Source organism: Burkholderia sp. HI2761 (genome assembly GCF_002223355.1).
Taxonomy (GTDB): Bacteria; Pseudomonadota; Gammaproteobacteria; order Burkholderiales; family Burkholderiaceae; genus Burkholderia.
Genome location: NZ_NKFN01000004.1, coordinates 243,922 through 257,676, shown reverse-complemented (window position 1 = coordinate 257,676; position 13,755 = coordinate 243,922). Strand labels below are relative to the sequence as shown.

The 13,755-nt window shown below is 67.0% G+C and carries 15 protein-coding genes and 1 pseudogene; 9 read left to right on the top strand and 7 right to left on the bottom strand.

The features are described from left to right. Positions 1–50: 50 nt before the first annotated feature. Positions 51–593, bottom strand: a complete 543-nt coding sequence (locus CFB46_RS07730; protein ID WP_256980649.1) for a fatty acid desaturase — start codon at positions 591–593, stop codon at positions 51–53. Positions 594–668: 75 nt separating this feature from the next. Between CFB46_RS07730 and CFB46_RS36335 the strand changes: the two genes are divergently transcribed. Next, on the top strand, positions 669–962 hold the full coding sequence (locus CFB46_RS36335; RefSeq protein ID WP_227789551.1) for a hypothetical protein: 294 nt from the start codon (positions 669–671) through the stop codon (positions 960–962). A 94-nt stretch (positions 963–1,056) separates the two neighbouring features. Here CFB46_RS36335 and yiaA read toward each other — a convergent pair whose 3' ends face one another. Continuing rightward, positions 1,057–1,500, bottom strand: a complete 444-nt coding sequence (yiaA, locus tag CFB46_RS07725; RefSeq protein ID WP_089499673.1) for an inner membrane protein YiaA — start codon at positions 1,498–1,500, stop codon at positions 1,057–1,059. 103 nt (positions 1,501–1,603) lie between these two features. Beyond that, positions 1,604–2,551: a cupin domain-containing protein gene (locus CFB46_RS07720; protein WP_089499672.1), complete on the bottom strand. Its 948-nt coding sequence runs from the start codon at positions 2,549–2,551 to the stop codon at positions 1,604–1,606. Between the two features lie 129 nt (positions 2,552–2,680). Here CFB46_RS07720 and CFB46_RS07715 point away from each other — a divergent pair, with 129 nt between their 5' ends. The 5 genes and pseudogenes from CFB46_RS07715 (at position 2,681) to CFB46_RS07695 (ending at position 6,345) form a co-directional block, all read left to right on the top strand. After that, a complete protein-coding gene (locus CFB46_RS07715) occupies positions 2,681–3,010 on the top strand; it encodes a carboxymuconolactone decarboxylase family protein (RefSeq protein WP_006484989.1) in 330 nt (109 codons plus the stop codon). Positions 3,011–3,208: 198 nt separating this feature from the next. After that, positions 3,209–4,042: a class II glutamine amidotransferase gene (locus CFB46_RS07710; RefSeq protein ID WP_027783639.1), complete on the top strand. Its 834-nt coding sequence runs from the start codon at positions 3,209–3,211 to the stop codon at positions 4,040–4,042. Between the two features lie 490 nt (positions 4,043–4,532). Continuing rightward, positions 4,533–5,096 carry an adenylyl-sulfate kinase gene (cysC, locus tag CFB46_RS07705; RefSeq protein WP_027783638.1) on the top strand — a complete coding sequence of 188 codons (564 nt, stop codon included), beginning with the start codon at positions 4,533–4,535 and terminating at the stop codon, positions 5,094–5,096. 85 nt (positions 5,097–5,181) lie between these two features. Continuing rightward, positions 5,182–5,343: pseudogene (locus tag CFB46_RS07700) on the top strand (mannose-1-phosphate guanylyltransferase/mannose-6-phosphate isomerase); the annotation flags it as partial. A 189-nt stretch (positions 5,344–5,532) separates the two neighbouring features. Then, the gene (locus CFB46_RS07695; RefSeq protein WP_027783637.1) at positions 5,533–6,345 is read left to right on the top strand and encodes a mechanosensitive ion channel family protein; all 813 of its coding nucleotides are present in this window, start codon (positions 5,533–5,535) and stop codon (positions 6,343–6,345) included. Between the two features lie 84 nt (positions 6,346–6,429). Here the strand turns inward: CFB46_RS07695 and CFB46_RS07690 are convergent, their stop codons facing one another. Next, positions 6,430–7,113 carry a DedA family protein gene (locus tag CFB46_RS07690; protein WP_027783636.1) on the bottom strand — a complete coding sequence of 228 codons (684 nt, stop codon included), beginning with the start codon at positions 7,111–7,113 and terminating at the stop codon, positions 6,430–6,432. 183 nt (positions 7,114–7,296) lie between these two features. On the opposite strand from CFB46_RS07690, the gene mutL reads away from it, so the two are divergent. Continuing rightward, positions 7,297–9,282, top strand: coding sequence for a DNA mismatch repair endonuclease MutL (gene mutL, locus CFB46_RS07685; RefSeq protein WP_089499671.1), 1,986 nt, complete (start codon positions 7,297–7,299; stop codon positions 9,280–9,282). Continuing rightward, the gene (gene miaA / locus CFB46_RS07680; protein WP_089499670.1) at positions 9,279–10,253 is read left to right on the top strand and encodes a tRNA (adenosine(37)-N6)-dimethylallyltransferase MiaA; all 975 of its coding nucleotides are present in this window, start codon (positions 9,279–9,281) and stop codon (positions 10,251–10,253) included. The genes mutL and miaA overlap by 4 nt, the downstream gene beginning before the upstream one ends. 4 nt (positions 10,254–10,257) lie before the next feature. Here miaA and tetR read toward each other — a convergent pair whose 3' ends face one another. Further along, on the bottom strand, positions 10,258–10,890 hold the full coding sequence (gene tetR, locus CFB46_RS07675; protein ID WP_089499669.1) for a tetracycline resistance transcriptional repressor TetR: 633 nt from the start codon (positions 10,888–10,890) through the stop codon (positions 10,258–10,260). 62 nt (positions 10,891–10,952) lie between these two features. On the opposite strand from tetR, the gene tet reads away from it, so the two are divergent. Next, positions 10,953–12,146: a Tet(A)/Tet(B)/Tet(C) family tetracycline efflux MFS transporter gene (gene tet / locus CFB46_RS07670; protein ID WP_089500370.1), complete on the top strand. Its 1,194-nt coding sequence runs from the start codon at positions 10,953–10,955 to the stop codon at positions 12,144–12,146. A gap of 34 nt (positions 12,147–12,180) precedes the next feature. On the opposite strand, the gene CFB46_RS07665 is transcribed toward tet, so the two are convergent. Together CFB46_RS07665 and purM are read right to left on the bottom strand one after the other, a co-directional pair. After that, positions 12,181–12,576 (bottom strand): YybH family protein, encoded by a 396-nt coding sequence (locus CFB46_RS07665; protein WP_027783631.1) that lies wholly within the window; start codon positions 12,574–12,576, stop codon positions 12,181–12,183. 111 nt (positions 12,577–12,687) lie between these two features. Beyond that, entirely contained in the window at positions 12,688–13,743 is a 1,056-nt protein-coding gene (purM, locus tag CFB46_RS07660) for a phosphoribosylformylglycinamidine cyclo-ligase (RefSeq protein ID WP_027783630.1), read from the bottom strand. Positions 13,744–13,755: the final 12 nt, after the last annotated feature.

Below are 13,755 nucleotides of genomic sequence, written 5' to 3'. Positions count from 1 at the left end.
ATATGTCGTCTACGTGAAATTACTTTCGCATCCGACTCTCAAAGATCTGCTCACCAGATCGAACGACAAGCTATGAAATGGCATCCGCGCGGCAGGTGATGTTCGATATGAAAATGAATCGCACTCGGACCGAATAGAAACGCCTGCCATGAACGCCGAACGATCGTGCGCGCGTTGTGGATCGGGTCCTTACCAGCCCGCAACCCCGCGTGCTCGAAGATCGCGCGCGCCTGCCCGGCAAGCGGCAGCCGCTTGATGGGCGGCACGATCCACAACACAACATACAGCAGCGGATGTCCGGCAAACGCGAGCGCGCCGAACAGCAAGCCGTTGCCGGCCGGCATCGATGCGATCTGCCACGCCGTATACGCGCACGATTTCTCGACCGTCGGCAAGGCATACGCGAACTTGCCCTCCGCGAGCTTCACGACGCTCGTTACATAGCCGCTCCCGCACGAATAGGCGAGCAAGGGCCCGGCCAACTGCTCGCGCGTAACTGGATAGCAGTCCATGCCGAACAGCAGCGCGACGGGATCGTCCGACTGCGTCGGCGCGCGATGGCGCTTCAGATGGCCCGCACGAGACGTGCGCACCGACAACCACAGCGGGCCCGCGGAGAGCAGTTACCCGAATACGTCGTTGACGCGCCGGTTCCGCTCCGGCAATCCATGCGCGACTTCGTGCATCATGACAGCAAGCGCAAGCCGGCCGCGCGCGATCACAATCGCCGCACGCGCGTACACGAACGAAGTGGCATCACGATCGCAACCTCGAACGCCGCCGCAATCATCAGCCAGTCGCATGCCAGCGTTGCCGTGCCGATCTGGACGAGGTCGACCGGCCAGCGCGGCGATTTCAGCGCACGTATCGGCCGCCAGGGAGCGAGCGGCCGCGCGTACACGGTTCGGTTTCGTTGGAGTTCGGCATCCAGAATATCTCCACCGTCATGCACGCTGGCATGAACGAAACGAAAGGACGGCAGACCCGCGGAACAGCGGTGAAAGCGGCCGCCGCGAACCTCGTCGCGCAGCAGGCAGCCTGGTCAGGTACCCGCCGTCACTCCTGAATGGATGGTGAAGAATCGGCGTCGGCATAGCGCGGCTTCGCGTTCTGCAAGTCGCGCGTGTTCTTCTGAACGGCCACGGCGCCGAACAGCGCGAGCACGAACGACATCGCGTAAAAGCCCTTCTCGCTCAATTGAAGCGTCGCGTTGAAAAGGCCAACGATCAGCAGCGCGATCGACAGCAGCAGCGCGATCCAGCTGAGGCCGTAGTAGATGCCGGTGACGGGAATGCCCTCCGCGCGGTCGCGCACGCTCTTCTGCAGCGAGATCGCCGCATAGAGGCCGAACACCAGCACGGTGAAGTAGTAGCCCTTCTCGTTGAGCTGCATCCCGGCGTTCCAGAGCCCGATCAGGAATGCCGCGAAACCGGCGAGCAGCGCGGCCCACGACGCGGCCACGAATGCGAACGACGGTTGCTGGATGGTGGTCTGGTTCATTGCTTTGCCCTCTCTTTCTTGTTGTTCGAAATCGTTTTCGTTGAACTGCGTTTGGCGCATGGTAGCAGCTTTGGCGCGCGTCGCGACGGGCGTGCTTGCATGCTCACGTTTCGCGCCGCGCGCGCCGCCAGCGCCCCGGCGTCGTGCCGAGTACCGCGCGAAACGCCTTGCCGAATGCGGCCTCCGACTGATAACCGACCGCCTGCCCGATTTCCGCCTGCCCGCGCTGCGTGTCCTGCAGCAGCGCGCACGCATGCATCATCCTGATCCGCGCGACGAATGCGCCGACGCTCATCCCGGCCTTCTCGCGGAAATGCCTCGCGTAGGTCGCACGCGACATCGCCGCCGCGGCGCCGAGCGATTCGACCGTCCACGGTTGCGCCGGCGCCTGCAGCACGGCCTGGACCGACGGGCCGAGGCGCGCATCGGCCGCGAGCGCGAGCCAGCCGGACGGCACGCGCGCGCCGCGGCCGTATGCGCGCAGTGCATACGCGAGCAGCGCCTGCCCGAGCGCGTTCACGATCGCGCCGGCGCCCGGCTGCACGTTCGACGCCTCGGTACGCAGCACGCTCGTCAGCAGTTGCAGCGGCGCGGCGCCCGATGCGTCGCGCAACCCGACGTGCAGCACCTGCGGCAGCGTGCTCATCAGCAGTTCACCCGCGCCGCGCGCATAGACGAACCGTCCGCAGAGCAGATCCACGCTCGCGCCGCCCGATTCGGCCGGATCGAGATTCGACTTGACCGGCAGCACCGCGCCGTCGCCGGCGCGCGAATCGAACAGCGGCACGAGCGGCTTCGACCGGCTGCCCGCTGCGTCGAGCAGGTCGTGCGCGCTGCCTGCGGGCAGCAGCACGAAATCGCCGTCGGCGAGTTGCAGCGTGCGCCCGTCGGCGGTACGTAGCCGGCACGTTCCGGCCAGCACCAGGTGGAACGCCGCCTCGCCGGGCGGCAGCGGGTCGTGCGGCATCGCGAACGGGCCGTCGAGCAGGCAACGCACGTCGAGCTCGACATGGCTGCGACCGAGCGACAGCAGTTGACTCAATGCATCCATGAGACGATTGCGCTAAAAATTGACACTCTACCGTATCGAAACCCTCAGCGCGAGCGATCAGAATAGCCCTGCATCGCCCGAGATCGCGGCGCCCGCCGCCCTCCTCACTCTTCTCGACAAGGACGCATCATGCTGAACTGGAACGAATACCGGAAGGAACTCTCGACCCGTATCGGCGACATCGCCAAGCTATCGCCCGACACGCTGGCCGGCTACAAGGCGCTGTCCGGCGCGGGCGCCAAGACCGGCCATCTCGACGCGAAGACGCGCGAGCTGATCGCGCTCGCGGTGGCCGTCACGACGCGCTGCGACGGCTGTATCGCCGTGCATACGGCCGAAGCGGCCAAACATGGCGCGACCAAGGAGGAAGTGGCGGAAGCGCTCGGCGTCGCGATTGCGTTGAATGCGGGCGCGGCGCTCGTCTATTCGGCGCGCGTGATGGACGCACTCGGCGACTGAACCGGCAGGTGCGGCACCGCCCTCGTGCCGCACCGCACCGAACTGCTGCGTTGCATGGCGCCCGGCCGTGTGGCCGGGCGGTTGCGCATCGCGCATATGCGGCGACCATGCACGACGATGGTGGGTGATTCGCCTGCACGCGTAAGCGTCGCGGAGTCGGCTACCATGCGCGAACGATACATCGTGAAGGAGCGCTTCATGTGCCGCTGGCTCGCCTATACGGGTAACCCGATCCACCTGGAAACGGTGCTGTTCCGCGCGAAGCATTCGCTGATCGACCAGAGCCTGCATTCGGAGCTGGGCGCCACGACCACCAACGGCGATGGTTTCGGCATCGGCTGGTACGGGCATCCCGACGAACTCCCGTTCCGCTATCGCTCCGTGCATCCCGCATGGAACGACCGCAACCTGCGCGAAGCCGCGCGTGCGATCCGCTCGCGGATGTTCGTCGCACACATTCGCGCGGCGACCGACACGCCCGTGCAGGAAACCAACTGCCATCCGTTTCGCCACGGCCGCTGGCTGTTCGCGCACAACGGGCTGATCCGCGACTTCCACAAGCTGCGCCGCGACCTGACGATGAAGGTCGATCCCGCGCTGTTCCCGACACTCGAAGGCTCGACCGACTCCGAGCTGATGTTCCGCCTCGCGCTGACATACGGTCTCGAGCAGGCGCCGCTGCCGGCGCTCGAACGGATGGTCGGCGTGGTGGAGGAAACCGCCGCGCGGCACCGCATCGCCGATCCGCTCAACATGACGATCTGCGCGACCGATGGCGAACGGATCGTGGCGGTGCGTTACTCGAGCGAACGGCAATCGCGCTCGCTGTTCCACAGCACGTCGTTCAAGCACCTGCACGAGCTGTATCCGCATAACCCGCGTATCGCCGAAGCCGGTGACGATGCGTTCATGGTCGTGTCGGAGCCGCTCGTCGACCTGCGCGGCGCGTGGGAGGAAGTGCCGGAGGGGATGGCGATCGTCGCGCACGGCGCCGATGTGCAGCAGCGGCCGTTCGGGCCGCGGCACAAATGACATGCCGCAGTCCTGAAGAAATCGAGCGCATTCAGGTGGCGAAATCTTCGGCGAGACAAGGCAATCGCGGCGATCCGGCTTTTAAGGAGGCTCGGCGCTCGGTAATGCCGACGCAATTGGAAGGGACCAAGAAAGCAACCCCGCGCGGTCCATTTGGGTTTGGACTAAATAAAAAATTAATACCCGTGTGATTTCATGCCGACCCAAAATCGGGGACGATAATCGACACACGATCGAGAACCCGTCGATAACGCATATTTATTTCGAATTATTACGACGGACCGGCAATCATTACCGGGAAGATGACGTTCGCACACCGTCGCGCCGCTTGAAGGCGAACGCTTATTCCTGATCAAAATATTCAAGTTACAAATTTTTAAAAGCACCGTTACAATTCGGCGACGAATGAATTCGCATCAATAAAGTACGACGCAGTTACCGGCACATCGAATCCGAGATGACTCAAGATCTCCCCAATTCCCTCCCTGTCATGCCGACGGGCAATCAATCCGTGCTTTCCAGCATGAAGCAGGACCATGCCTTCGTGGTATGGCTCACCGGTGTGTCCGGTGCCGGTAAATCGACGCTCTCGAATCTTCTGAAGGAACAACTCGATGCGCGCGGCCTTCGGACTTTTCTGCTGGACGGCGACCAGCTTCGCGAAGGATTGAATCAGGACCTTGGATTCAGCGACGCAGACCGCCACGAGAACATTCGTCGGACGGCCGAGGTCGCGCGCCTGATGGTGGATGCCGGGCTCGTCGTCATCGTCGCGCTGATCTCGCCGTTTCGGGAGGCCCGCGCCAAAGCGCGCGCACGTTTTCCGCAGGGCATGTTTTTCGAAGTCTTCGTCGACGTTGCGCTGGATGTGGCGGAAGCGCGCGACCCCAAAGGGCTCTACGCGCGGGCAAGGCAAGGGACCCTTCGGCAGTTCACCGGCATCGAATCGACCTATGAAAAACCGGTATCGCCCGACGTGCATGTGCGCACGGGCGAAGCAGGCCCGCTGGAATGCGTGCACGCGATCATGCGGAAATTGCCGTTGAACGGCTGATGCCCATCGTCGTCCGTCGTCCGCCGCCCGTGGTGAACCTCCCTCACCGCGAGCACCGCGCCATCGTCGGCCACCGCGATGCGACCTGACCGAGAATCAATCGACCTACATCCCGCTCGGTGCGACTCACCGGCTGACGAACCCCGGCAAGATTCCGCTCGAGCTGATCGAGGTCCAGTCGGGCGCGTATCTCGGCGAAGACGACATCGTCCGCTTCGAGGACACCTACGGCCGCGCCGCGCGGTAAGCAACTCGACACCCGACGCGCGCGACGACCGGCCGGGCCGCAAACGGGCAGCACGCACCCGCGTCCTGCCCGTTTTTCATTCCGTCAACCAATGTCAGCCCGGTTGCCCGCCCCTCCCGGCTCAGGTTATAAAAGCGCCTCCCATTCCGGTGCATGCGCCGCCCTTTTACCCTTGACTTCGGAGAACGCATGATCGATCTCGCCACCGCCCAGCAATTCCTGATGACCCGCGGCCTCGACTTCGGCCTGAACCTCCTCGCCGCGGTCGTCTTGTGGTTCATCGGCCGCTGGGCAATCCGCATCGGTACCCGCCTGCTCGGCAAGGTCGTTCGCCGCAGCGGCAAGGTCGACCCGACGCTCACCGACTACCTGACCTCCGTCGTCGGCGTGCTGCTGACGATCCTGCTGATCCTCGCGATCCTGCAGATCTTCGGCGTGCAGACCACCTCGTTCGCCGCGCTGCTCGCCGGCCTCGGCCTCGCGATCGGCACGGCCTGGGGCGGCCTGCTCGCGCATTTCGCCGCCGGCGTGTTCATGCAGGTGCTGCGCCCGTTCAAGATCGGCGACGTGATCAGCGCGGGCGGCGTCACGGGCACCGTGAAGGAGCTCGGCCTGTTCGGCACGACGATCGTCACCGCCGACAACATCGTGACGATCGTCGGCAACAACAAGATCTTCTCGGACAACATCGCGAACTACAGCGCGACGCCGCACCGCCGCGTCGACCTCACCGCGAAGATCGCGAACAGCGTCGATGCGGTCGATGCGATCACCCGCCTGAAGGCGCAGATCCAGTTGGTTCCGAACGTGCTGAAAGTGCCGGCACCGGACATCGGCGTGCTGCAGTTCACGCCGGAAGGCCCGCTGCTGTTCGTGCGCCCGTCGACTCAGCCGGAGAACTACTGGCAGGTGTACTGCGACACCAACCGCGTGATCCTCGAAACGTTCCGCGACGCCGGTTATCCGACGCCGGAAACGCCGATCTCGCATCGCAACGCGTAACGGCAGCAGCGGCCAAACCGCACGAAAAAAAAGCGTGGCACCCGCCACGCTTTTCTCACTTCACCGAAACCAACGAACGCGCGCTCAGCGCCCGCCCGCCTTCGGCGCCTCATCCGACCGCCGCCCGCGCACGAGCTTCCACACCGCGCCGAGCGCGACCGGCACGATCGCCGCGCCGATCCCGACCAGCACGATCACGTTCAGGTACTGGCGGATGAACGGGATGTTGCCGAAGAAATAGCCGAGCAGCACGAGCAGCAGCACCCACACCAGCGCGCCGATCATGTTGAACAACTGGAAGCGCGCGACGCTCATCGACGACGCGCCCGCGACGAACGGCGCGAACGTGCGCACGACCGGAATGAAACGCGCGAGCACGATCGTCTTGCCGCCGTGCTTGTCGTAGAACGAGTGGGTCTTCTGCAGCGCGGCGCGATCGAGGAAGCGCTCGAGCACCGGAATATGCGTATTGAACACCTTCGGGCCGACCCAGCGGCCGATCAGGTAGTTCACGGTGTTGCCGGAGATCGCCGCGACGAGCAGCAGCACGATCAGCAGGCCGACGTTCATTTCGCCCGTCGCCGCGAACGCGCCGCCGATGAACAGCAGCGAATCGCCGGGGAGGAACGGAAAGACGACGAGCCCCGTCTCGCAGAACACGATCAGGAACAGGACGAGATAGACCCACGCGCCGTACTGCCGGATGAAATCGCCGAGGAAAGCGTCGATATGCAGGACAAGATTGACGAAATGAAGCAGCGTATCCAAATGCGATTCCTCGAAGGCGGTAGGGCCGGAACGGCCGGAACAGGCCAGGGATGGCCGAGGCGCCCGCCAGTCAAGGCGGCGCGTGCAACTGGGTGATGATACCGAAACTCCCTTAAGGCTCCGTGAAAAAACGTAACGGCCGCCCGCCCCGGCACGCGTTCGCGGCCTCGCTATAATTCGGCCATGTCCGATATCACCGAAACGGCCGCGGGCGCCGCGCCCGCCCCCGCCGCGCGCCCGCTGCGCGCGATCCAGCCCCTGCCCGACCAGCTGATCAGCCAGATCGCCGCCGGCGAGGTCGTCGAACGCCCGGCGTCGGTCGTCAAGGAACTGCTCGAGAACGCGATGGACGCCGGCGCGACGACGCTGCGCATCGTGCTGGAAGAAGGCGGCGTCAAGCGCATCTCGATCACCGACGACGGCTGCGGGATTCCGCCCGACGAACTGGCGCTCGCGCTGATGCGCCACGCGACCAGCAAGATCCGCTCGCTCGAGGAGCTCGAGGCGGTCGCGACGCTGGGTTTTCGCGGCGAAGCGCTCGCGTCGATCGCGTCGGTCGCCGAGATGTCGATCACGAGCCGCACGGCCGATGCCGCGCACGCGATGAAGATCGATGCGCAGACGGGCGTGCTGTCGCCCGCCGCCGGCTCGACCGGCACGACGATCGAGGTGCGCGAGCTGTACTTCAACACGCCCGCGCGGCGCAAGTTCCTGAAGAGCGAGCAGACGGAATTCGGCCACTGTCTGGAAATGATCCGCCGCGCGGCGCTTGCACGGCCGGACGTCGCGATCTCGGTGCTGCACAACGGCAAGGCCGTCGAGCACTGGAATGCGACCGAGCCCGCGCAGCGCGTCGCGAAGATCCTCGGCGACAGCTTCGCGACCGCGCACCTGCCGCTCGACGAGCAGGCCGGTCCGCTCGCCGTCTACGGTTGCGCCGGCCTGCCGACCGCGAGCCGCGGGCGCGCCGACCAGCAGTATTTCTTCGTGAACGGCCGCTTCGTGCGCGACAAGCTGCTGACTCACGCGGTGCGAGCGGCCTACGAGGACGTGCTGCACGGCGACCGTTACCCGTCGTACGTGCTGTTCCTCGACCTGCCGCCCGAAGCCGTCGACGTGAACGTGCATCCGTCGAAGATCGAAGTCCGGTTCCGCGATTCGCGCTCGATCCACCAGTACGTGTTCCATGCGGTGCAGCGTGCGCTCGCGCGCCACGCGGGCGCATCGCCGGAAACCACCGCGGGCGGCCATGCCGCGCATATCGAACCGGCGCCGCGCGGGCCGGCATCGTTCCTCGATACGCCGCTCGGCCAGGGCCCGAGCGCCGCGACCGGCGGCAGCGGTTTCTCGTCGCCGTCTTCTTCATCGTCGGCGGGCAACACGTGGATGCGCCAGGCGCGGATGACGCAGGGCACGCTGCCCGTCGCGCAGCCGCTCGCGCTCTATGACGCGCTGTTCGGCCGCAAGGACAGCGGCGCGGGCACGCCGGACGGCACGACGCTCATCGCCCGCGATTCGGCCGACGCACCGGTCGCGCCGCTGCCGGGCTTCGCCGCGTCGCCGCTCGCCGCCGGCGCGCACGACGAGCAGCCGCTCGGCTTCGCGCTCGGCCAGATCCACGGCATCTACGTGCTCGCGCAGAACGCGTACGGTCTCGTGATCGTCGACATGCATGCGGCGCACGAGCGGATCCTGTACGAGCAGTTCAAGAACGCCCTCGCCGATCGCTCGGTCGCCGTGCAGTCGCTGCTGCTGCCGATCTCGATGACGGCCACGCCGGTCGAGATCGGCACGGTCGAGGAAGAGCGCGACACGCTCGAATCGCTCGGCTTCGATCTCGCGGTGCTGTCGCCGACGACGCTCGCGATCCGCGCGGTGCCGGCGCTGCTGAAGGATGCGGACCTGCAGGCGCTCGCGCGCGCGGTGCTCGCCGACCTGCACGCGTTCGGCGGCTCGCGCGTGCTCACCGAGCGCCAGCACGAACTGCTCGGCACGCTCGCGTGCCACCACGCGGTGCGGGCGAACCGGCGCCTGACCCTCGACGAGATGAACGCGCTGCTGCGCCAGATGGAGGCGACCGAGCGCGCGGATCAGTGCAATCACGGCCGGCCGACCTGGTATCAGCTCACGCTGAACGATCTCGACCGTCTCTTCATGCGCGGGCAATGAGCGCTTCTTCGCCATCCACCCCGATGACGATCGCCTGCCTGCTCGGACCCACCGCTTCCGGCAAGACGGCCGCGGCGCTGGCGCTCGCCGCGCGCCGCCCGATCGAGATCGTCAGCGTCGATTCGGCGCTCGTCTACCGCGACATGGATATCGGCACCGCGAAACCGTCGCGCGACGAGCGCGCGCGCGTGCCGCATCACCTGATCGACATCATCGATCCGGCCGACGCGTATTCGGCCGCGGAATTCCGCGCGGACGCGCTGCGCCTGATCGGCGAGATCGTCGCGCGCGGCCGCATGCCGTTGCTCGCGGGCGGCACGATGCTGTACTACAAGGCGCTGACGCAAGGGCTCAACGATCTGCCGGGCGCCGACCCGGAGGTCCGCGCGACACTCGACGCCGACGCCGCGCGCGACGGCTGGCCCGCGCTGCACGCGCGGCTCGCACAGGTCGATCCCGACACGGCCGCGCGGCTCGCGCCGAACGATTCCCAGCGGATCCAGCGCGCACTGGAAATCTTCATGCTGAGCGGGCAGCCGATGTCGGCGCTGCTCGCCGCGCCGCGCCGCACGGACGATGCGGCTGCGGCGTACCGCTTCGTGCCGGTCGCGCTCGAGCCGTCGGATCGCGCGGTGCTGCACGCGCGGATCGCGCAGCGCTTCGACGCGATGCTCGACGCGGGCTTCATCGACGAAGTCGAACGACTGCGGCGCCGCGACGATCTCCATCCCGATCTGCCGTCGATGCGCTGCGTCGGCTACCGGCAGGCGTGGGAATTCCTCGACGGCGATACCGACTACCGAACGATGCGCGACAAGGGCATCTTCGCGACACGCCAGCTGTGCAAACGCCAGATCACGTGGCTGCGCGCGATGCCGGAGCGGATCGTGGTCGACTGCATCGCGCCGGATTCGACGGCCCGCGCGCTCGACGCGCTCGAACGTGTCCTCGACGGCCGCACGCCGGGCTGACGCATCAGCCCGCCCGACGCGCCGCCAGGCGCGCGCGGGCGCCGTCGACGATCCACGCGATGCCACGCTCGAACGCTTCGTCGCCGCCGCGCTCGCGCAGCGCGGCCCAGCCTTTCGCGAGCCGCGGATACTCGGCCGCGTCCGGCAGCGGCGCATCGGCGTCGCTGTCCGGCGCCGCCTGCTCTTCCAGCACCCATCCGACCACGAAGCGGCTGATCGCGACCATCACGTCGACCGCTTCGTCCGGCGTGAACCCCGCGTCGCCGAGCAGCGCGACCTTGCGTTCGATCGAGCTGAAATGCAGTGCGCGCGGCCGCGTGCCGGCATGCAGTCGCGCGCCGTCGCGATAGGCCAGCAGCGCGCGGCGAAAACTGCGCGCGTTCTCCGCGAGCCATGCATCCCACACGTCGTCCGGCCGCGGCAGCGACGCGCCGTGACGCTCGAGCATGATCGCCTCGGCCATTGCGTCGAGCAACTCGGCCTTGTTCCTGAAATGCCAGTACAGCGTCGGCGATTGCACGCCGAGCCGCTCGGCGAGCCGTCGCGTCGAAAGTCCGTCGATTCCCACCTCGTCCAGCAAGTCGAGCGCCGCGCGCAATACCGTGTCGCGCGTCAGCCGCGCTCCCGTGTCCTTCATCTCTATCACCGATAGGGAAACTGTGGAATACTCCCCACTCTATCATCGATAGAGTGGTGCTCTTGAATCCGTCCCTGATTGCCATCCTGGCCACGGTCCTGCTCGATGCGATCGGCGTCGGGATCGTGATGCCGATCCTGCCCGGGCTGCTGCGCTCGCTCGCCACCGCGGGCAGCACCGACACCCACTACGGCATCCTGCTCGCGCTGTACGCGTTCGCGCAGTTCCTGTGTGCACCGTTGCTCGGCGCGCTGAGCGACCGTTTCGGCCGCCGACCGGTGCTGCTCGCGTCGCTCGCGGGCGCCGCGCTCGACTATCTGCTGATGGCGCTCGCGCCGACGCTCGCGTGGCTTTACGTCGGACGGCTGATCGCGGGCATCACCGGCGCGAACGTCGCGGTCGCGACCGCGTACGTGACCGACGTGACGGCCGAACCGGATCGCGCGCGGCGCTTCGGCCAGCTCGGCGCGATGATGGGCATCGGCTTCATCGCCGGCCCGCTGATCGGCGGGCTGCTCGGCATGCTGCACCTGCGTGCGCCGTTCGTTGCGGCCGCGTTGCTCAATGCGCTGAACCTCGTGCTCGTGTGGCGCGCGCTGCCGGAATCGCGGCCGCGCTCGGCCCGGGAGGGCCGGACGGTCGGCGCGCTCAATCCGTTCGCGAGCCTGCGCCGGCTGAGCGGCGCGCCTGCGCTCGCGCCACTGGTCGGCATCTATGTGATCGTCGCGCTGGTGTCGCAGGCGCCCGCGACGCTGTGGATTCTGTACGGCCAGGAACATTTCGGCTGGTCGACGCCAATCGCCGGGCTCTCGCTCGCCGGTTACGGCGCGTGCCACGCGCTCGCGCAGGCGTTCGCGATCGGACCGTTGATCGCGTGGCTGGGCGAGCGACGCGCGCTCGCGCTGGGCCTTGCTGGCGACGCGCTCGGGCTGGCGATCATCGCATTCGCGACGGCCGCCTGGGTGCCGTTTGCGCTGCTGCCACTGTTCGCGGCTGGCGGCATGACGCTGCCGGCGTTGCAGGCGATGCTCGCGCGACAGGTCGACGATGCGCGCCAGGGCGAACTGCAGGGCACGCTGGCGAGCGTGGCGAGCCTGATCGGCGTCGCGGGGCCGCTGGTCGTCACCGCGACCTACGCGGCGACGCGCGCGACCTGGCCGGGGCTCGTATGGGCTGCGGCCGCGCTGCTCTATCTGCTCGTGCCGCCGCTGTTGGCCGGCACGCGGCCGGCGGGCGCATCGAGGCCGTCCGCCTGAGCGACGACAGGCGCCGCCATACGCATCGCCGCGCTCAGCCCGCGAGCGTCACGAGATTCGCATCGCGCACGAGCTGCCAGCGGCCGCCGGCCTTGCGGAAGATCGTCAGCGTATGGCCCGAGCGGTGGATCGTTTCGCCGCCCGGCGGCGTCGCGTCGATCTCGAGGAAATTGCGCATGTACGCCCAGTCGCCGATCACGCACAGCTCGTCGATCCGGTAGCGGCCGTCGACCTTCGGAGCGTGCTCCGCACCCGCGTTCGCTTCGCGCGACGCGGCCGCGAACGCCGCCTTGTCGAACGGCGGCTTGCCGGCCACCATGAAGATCGCGTCGTCGGCGATCAGGTCGAGCACGGTCGCCAGATCGCCCCGCCGACTCGACACGAACCAGTTTTCCACGAGCTCGCGGATCGCGCGTTCATCTTCGGTCATCGTCGTCCCTCCTTCATCGGCGCGCGTCCGACCGCACGCGGCGCCCGAAAAAAAAGCCGCCCGGATCGATTCCGGGCGGCTTTCCGTACTGCATTCTGCTGCTGCCGTGCGTCAGACCACGACCGTCTGCGCCTCGCCTTCGCGGGTCGCACGCACGGTGCCGATCTTCCACACCTGTTCGCCGGCGGCGGTCAGGTCGGCGATCGCCGCGTCGGCATCGGCCGCCGAGACGATCACGGCCATGCCGATCCCGCAGTTGAACACGCGGTGCATTTCCGCGTCGGCGACGCCGCCGTGCTCCTGCAGCCACTTGAACAGCGGCGGCAGCGGCCACGCGTGCTGGTCGAGCTCGGCGGTGAGACCTTCGCGCAGCACGCGCGGGATGTTCTCGACGAGGCCGCCGCCCGTGATGTGCGCCATGCCCTTCACCGTCAGCTTCTGCATCAGCGCGAGCAGCGGCTTCACGTAGATGCGCGTCGGGGCCATCAGCGCGTCGGCCAGCGAGCGGCCGTGGAAATCCGCCGACAGATCGGGATTCGCGCGCTCGATGATCTTGCGCACGAGCGAGAAGCCGTTCGAGTGGATGCCGCTCGATGCGAGGCCGAGCACCACGTCGCCCTCGGCGATCGTGCTACCGTCGATGATCTTGCTCTTCTCGACCGCGCCGACCGCGAAGCCGGCCAGATCGTATTCGCCGTCCGGGTACATGCCCGGCATTTCGGCCGTTTCGCCGCCGATCAGCGCGCAGCCCGACAGTTCGCAGCCCTGCGCGATGCCCTTGACGACGGTTGCGGCCGTGTCGACGTCGAGCTTGCCGCATGCGAAGTAGTCGAGGAAGAACAGCGGCTCGGCGCCTTGCACGAGGATGTCGTTCACGCTCATCGCGACGAGATCCTGGCCGACGGTGTCGTGTTTGTTCAGATGAAAGGCCAGCTTGAGCTTGGTGCCCACGCCGTCGGTGCCCGATACGAGCACGGGCTCCTTGTACTTCTTCGGTACTTCGAACAGCGCGCCGAACCCGCCGATGCCGCCAAGCACGCCGTCGCGCAGAGTTTTCTTCGCAAAAGGCTTGATCTTGTCGATGAGCGCGTCGCCTGCGTCGATGTCGACACCTGCGTCGCGATAGGACAGACCCTGAGCGTCGGGAGCGGATTTCGGAGGATTCATGGGGGAATGCGA

Excerpts from the sequence above, each read along its gene's own strand:
- CFB46_RS36335 (WP_227789551.1), top strand. The coding sequence starts at position 669 with ATGCGCGACTTCGTGCATCATGACAGCAAGCGCAAGCCGGCCGCGCGC.
- yiaA (WP_089499673.1), bottom strand. The coding sequence starts at position 1,500 with ATGAACCAGACCACCATCCAGCAACCGTCGTTCGCATTCGTGGCCGCG.
- CFB46_RS07720 (WP_089499672.1), bottom strand. The coding sequence starts at position 2,551 with ATGGATGCATTGAGTCAACTGCTGTCGCTCGGTCGCAGCCATGTCGAG.
- CFB46_RS07715 (WP_006484989.1), top strand. The coding sequence starts at position 2,681 with ATGCTGAACTGGAACGAATACCGGAAGGAACTCTCGACCCGTATCGGC.
- CFB46_RS07710 (WP_027783639.1), top strand. The coding sequence starts at position 3,209 with ATGTGCCGCTGGCTCGCCTATACGGGTAACCCGATCCACCTGGAAACG.
- cysC (WP_027783638.1), top strand. The coding sequence starts at position 4,533 with ATGCCGACGGGCAATCAATCCGTGCTTTCCAGCATGAAGCAGGACCAT.
- CFB46_RS07695 (WP_027783637.1), top strand. The coding sequence starts at position 5,533 with ATGATCGATCTCGCCACCGCCCAGCAATTCCTGATGACCCGCGGCCTC.
- mutL (WP_089499671.1), top strand. The coding sequence starts at position 7,297 with ATGTCCGATATCACCGAAACGGCCGCGGGCGCCGCGCCCGCCCCCGCC.
- miaA (WP_089499670.1), top strand. The coding sequence starts at position 9,279 with ATGAGCGCTTCTTCGCCATCCACCCCGATGACGATCGCCTGCCTGCTC.
- tetR (WP_089499669.1), bottom strand. The coding sequence starts at position 10,890 with ATGAAGGACACGGGAGCGCGGCTGACGCGCGACACGGTATTGCGCGCG.
- CFB46_RS07665 (WP_027783631.1), bottom strand. The coding sequence starts at position 12,576 with ATGACCGAAGATGAACGCGCGATCCGCGAGCTCGTGGAAAACTGGTTC.
- purM (WP_027783630.1), bottom strand. The coding sequence starts at position 13,743 with ATGAATCCTCCGAAATCCGCTCCCGACGCTCAGGGTCTGTCCTATCGC.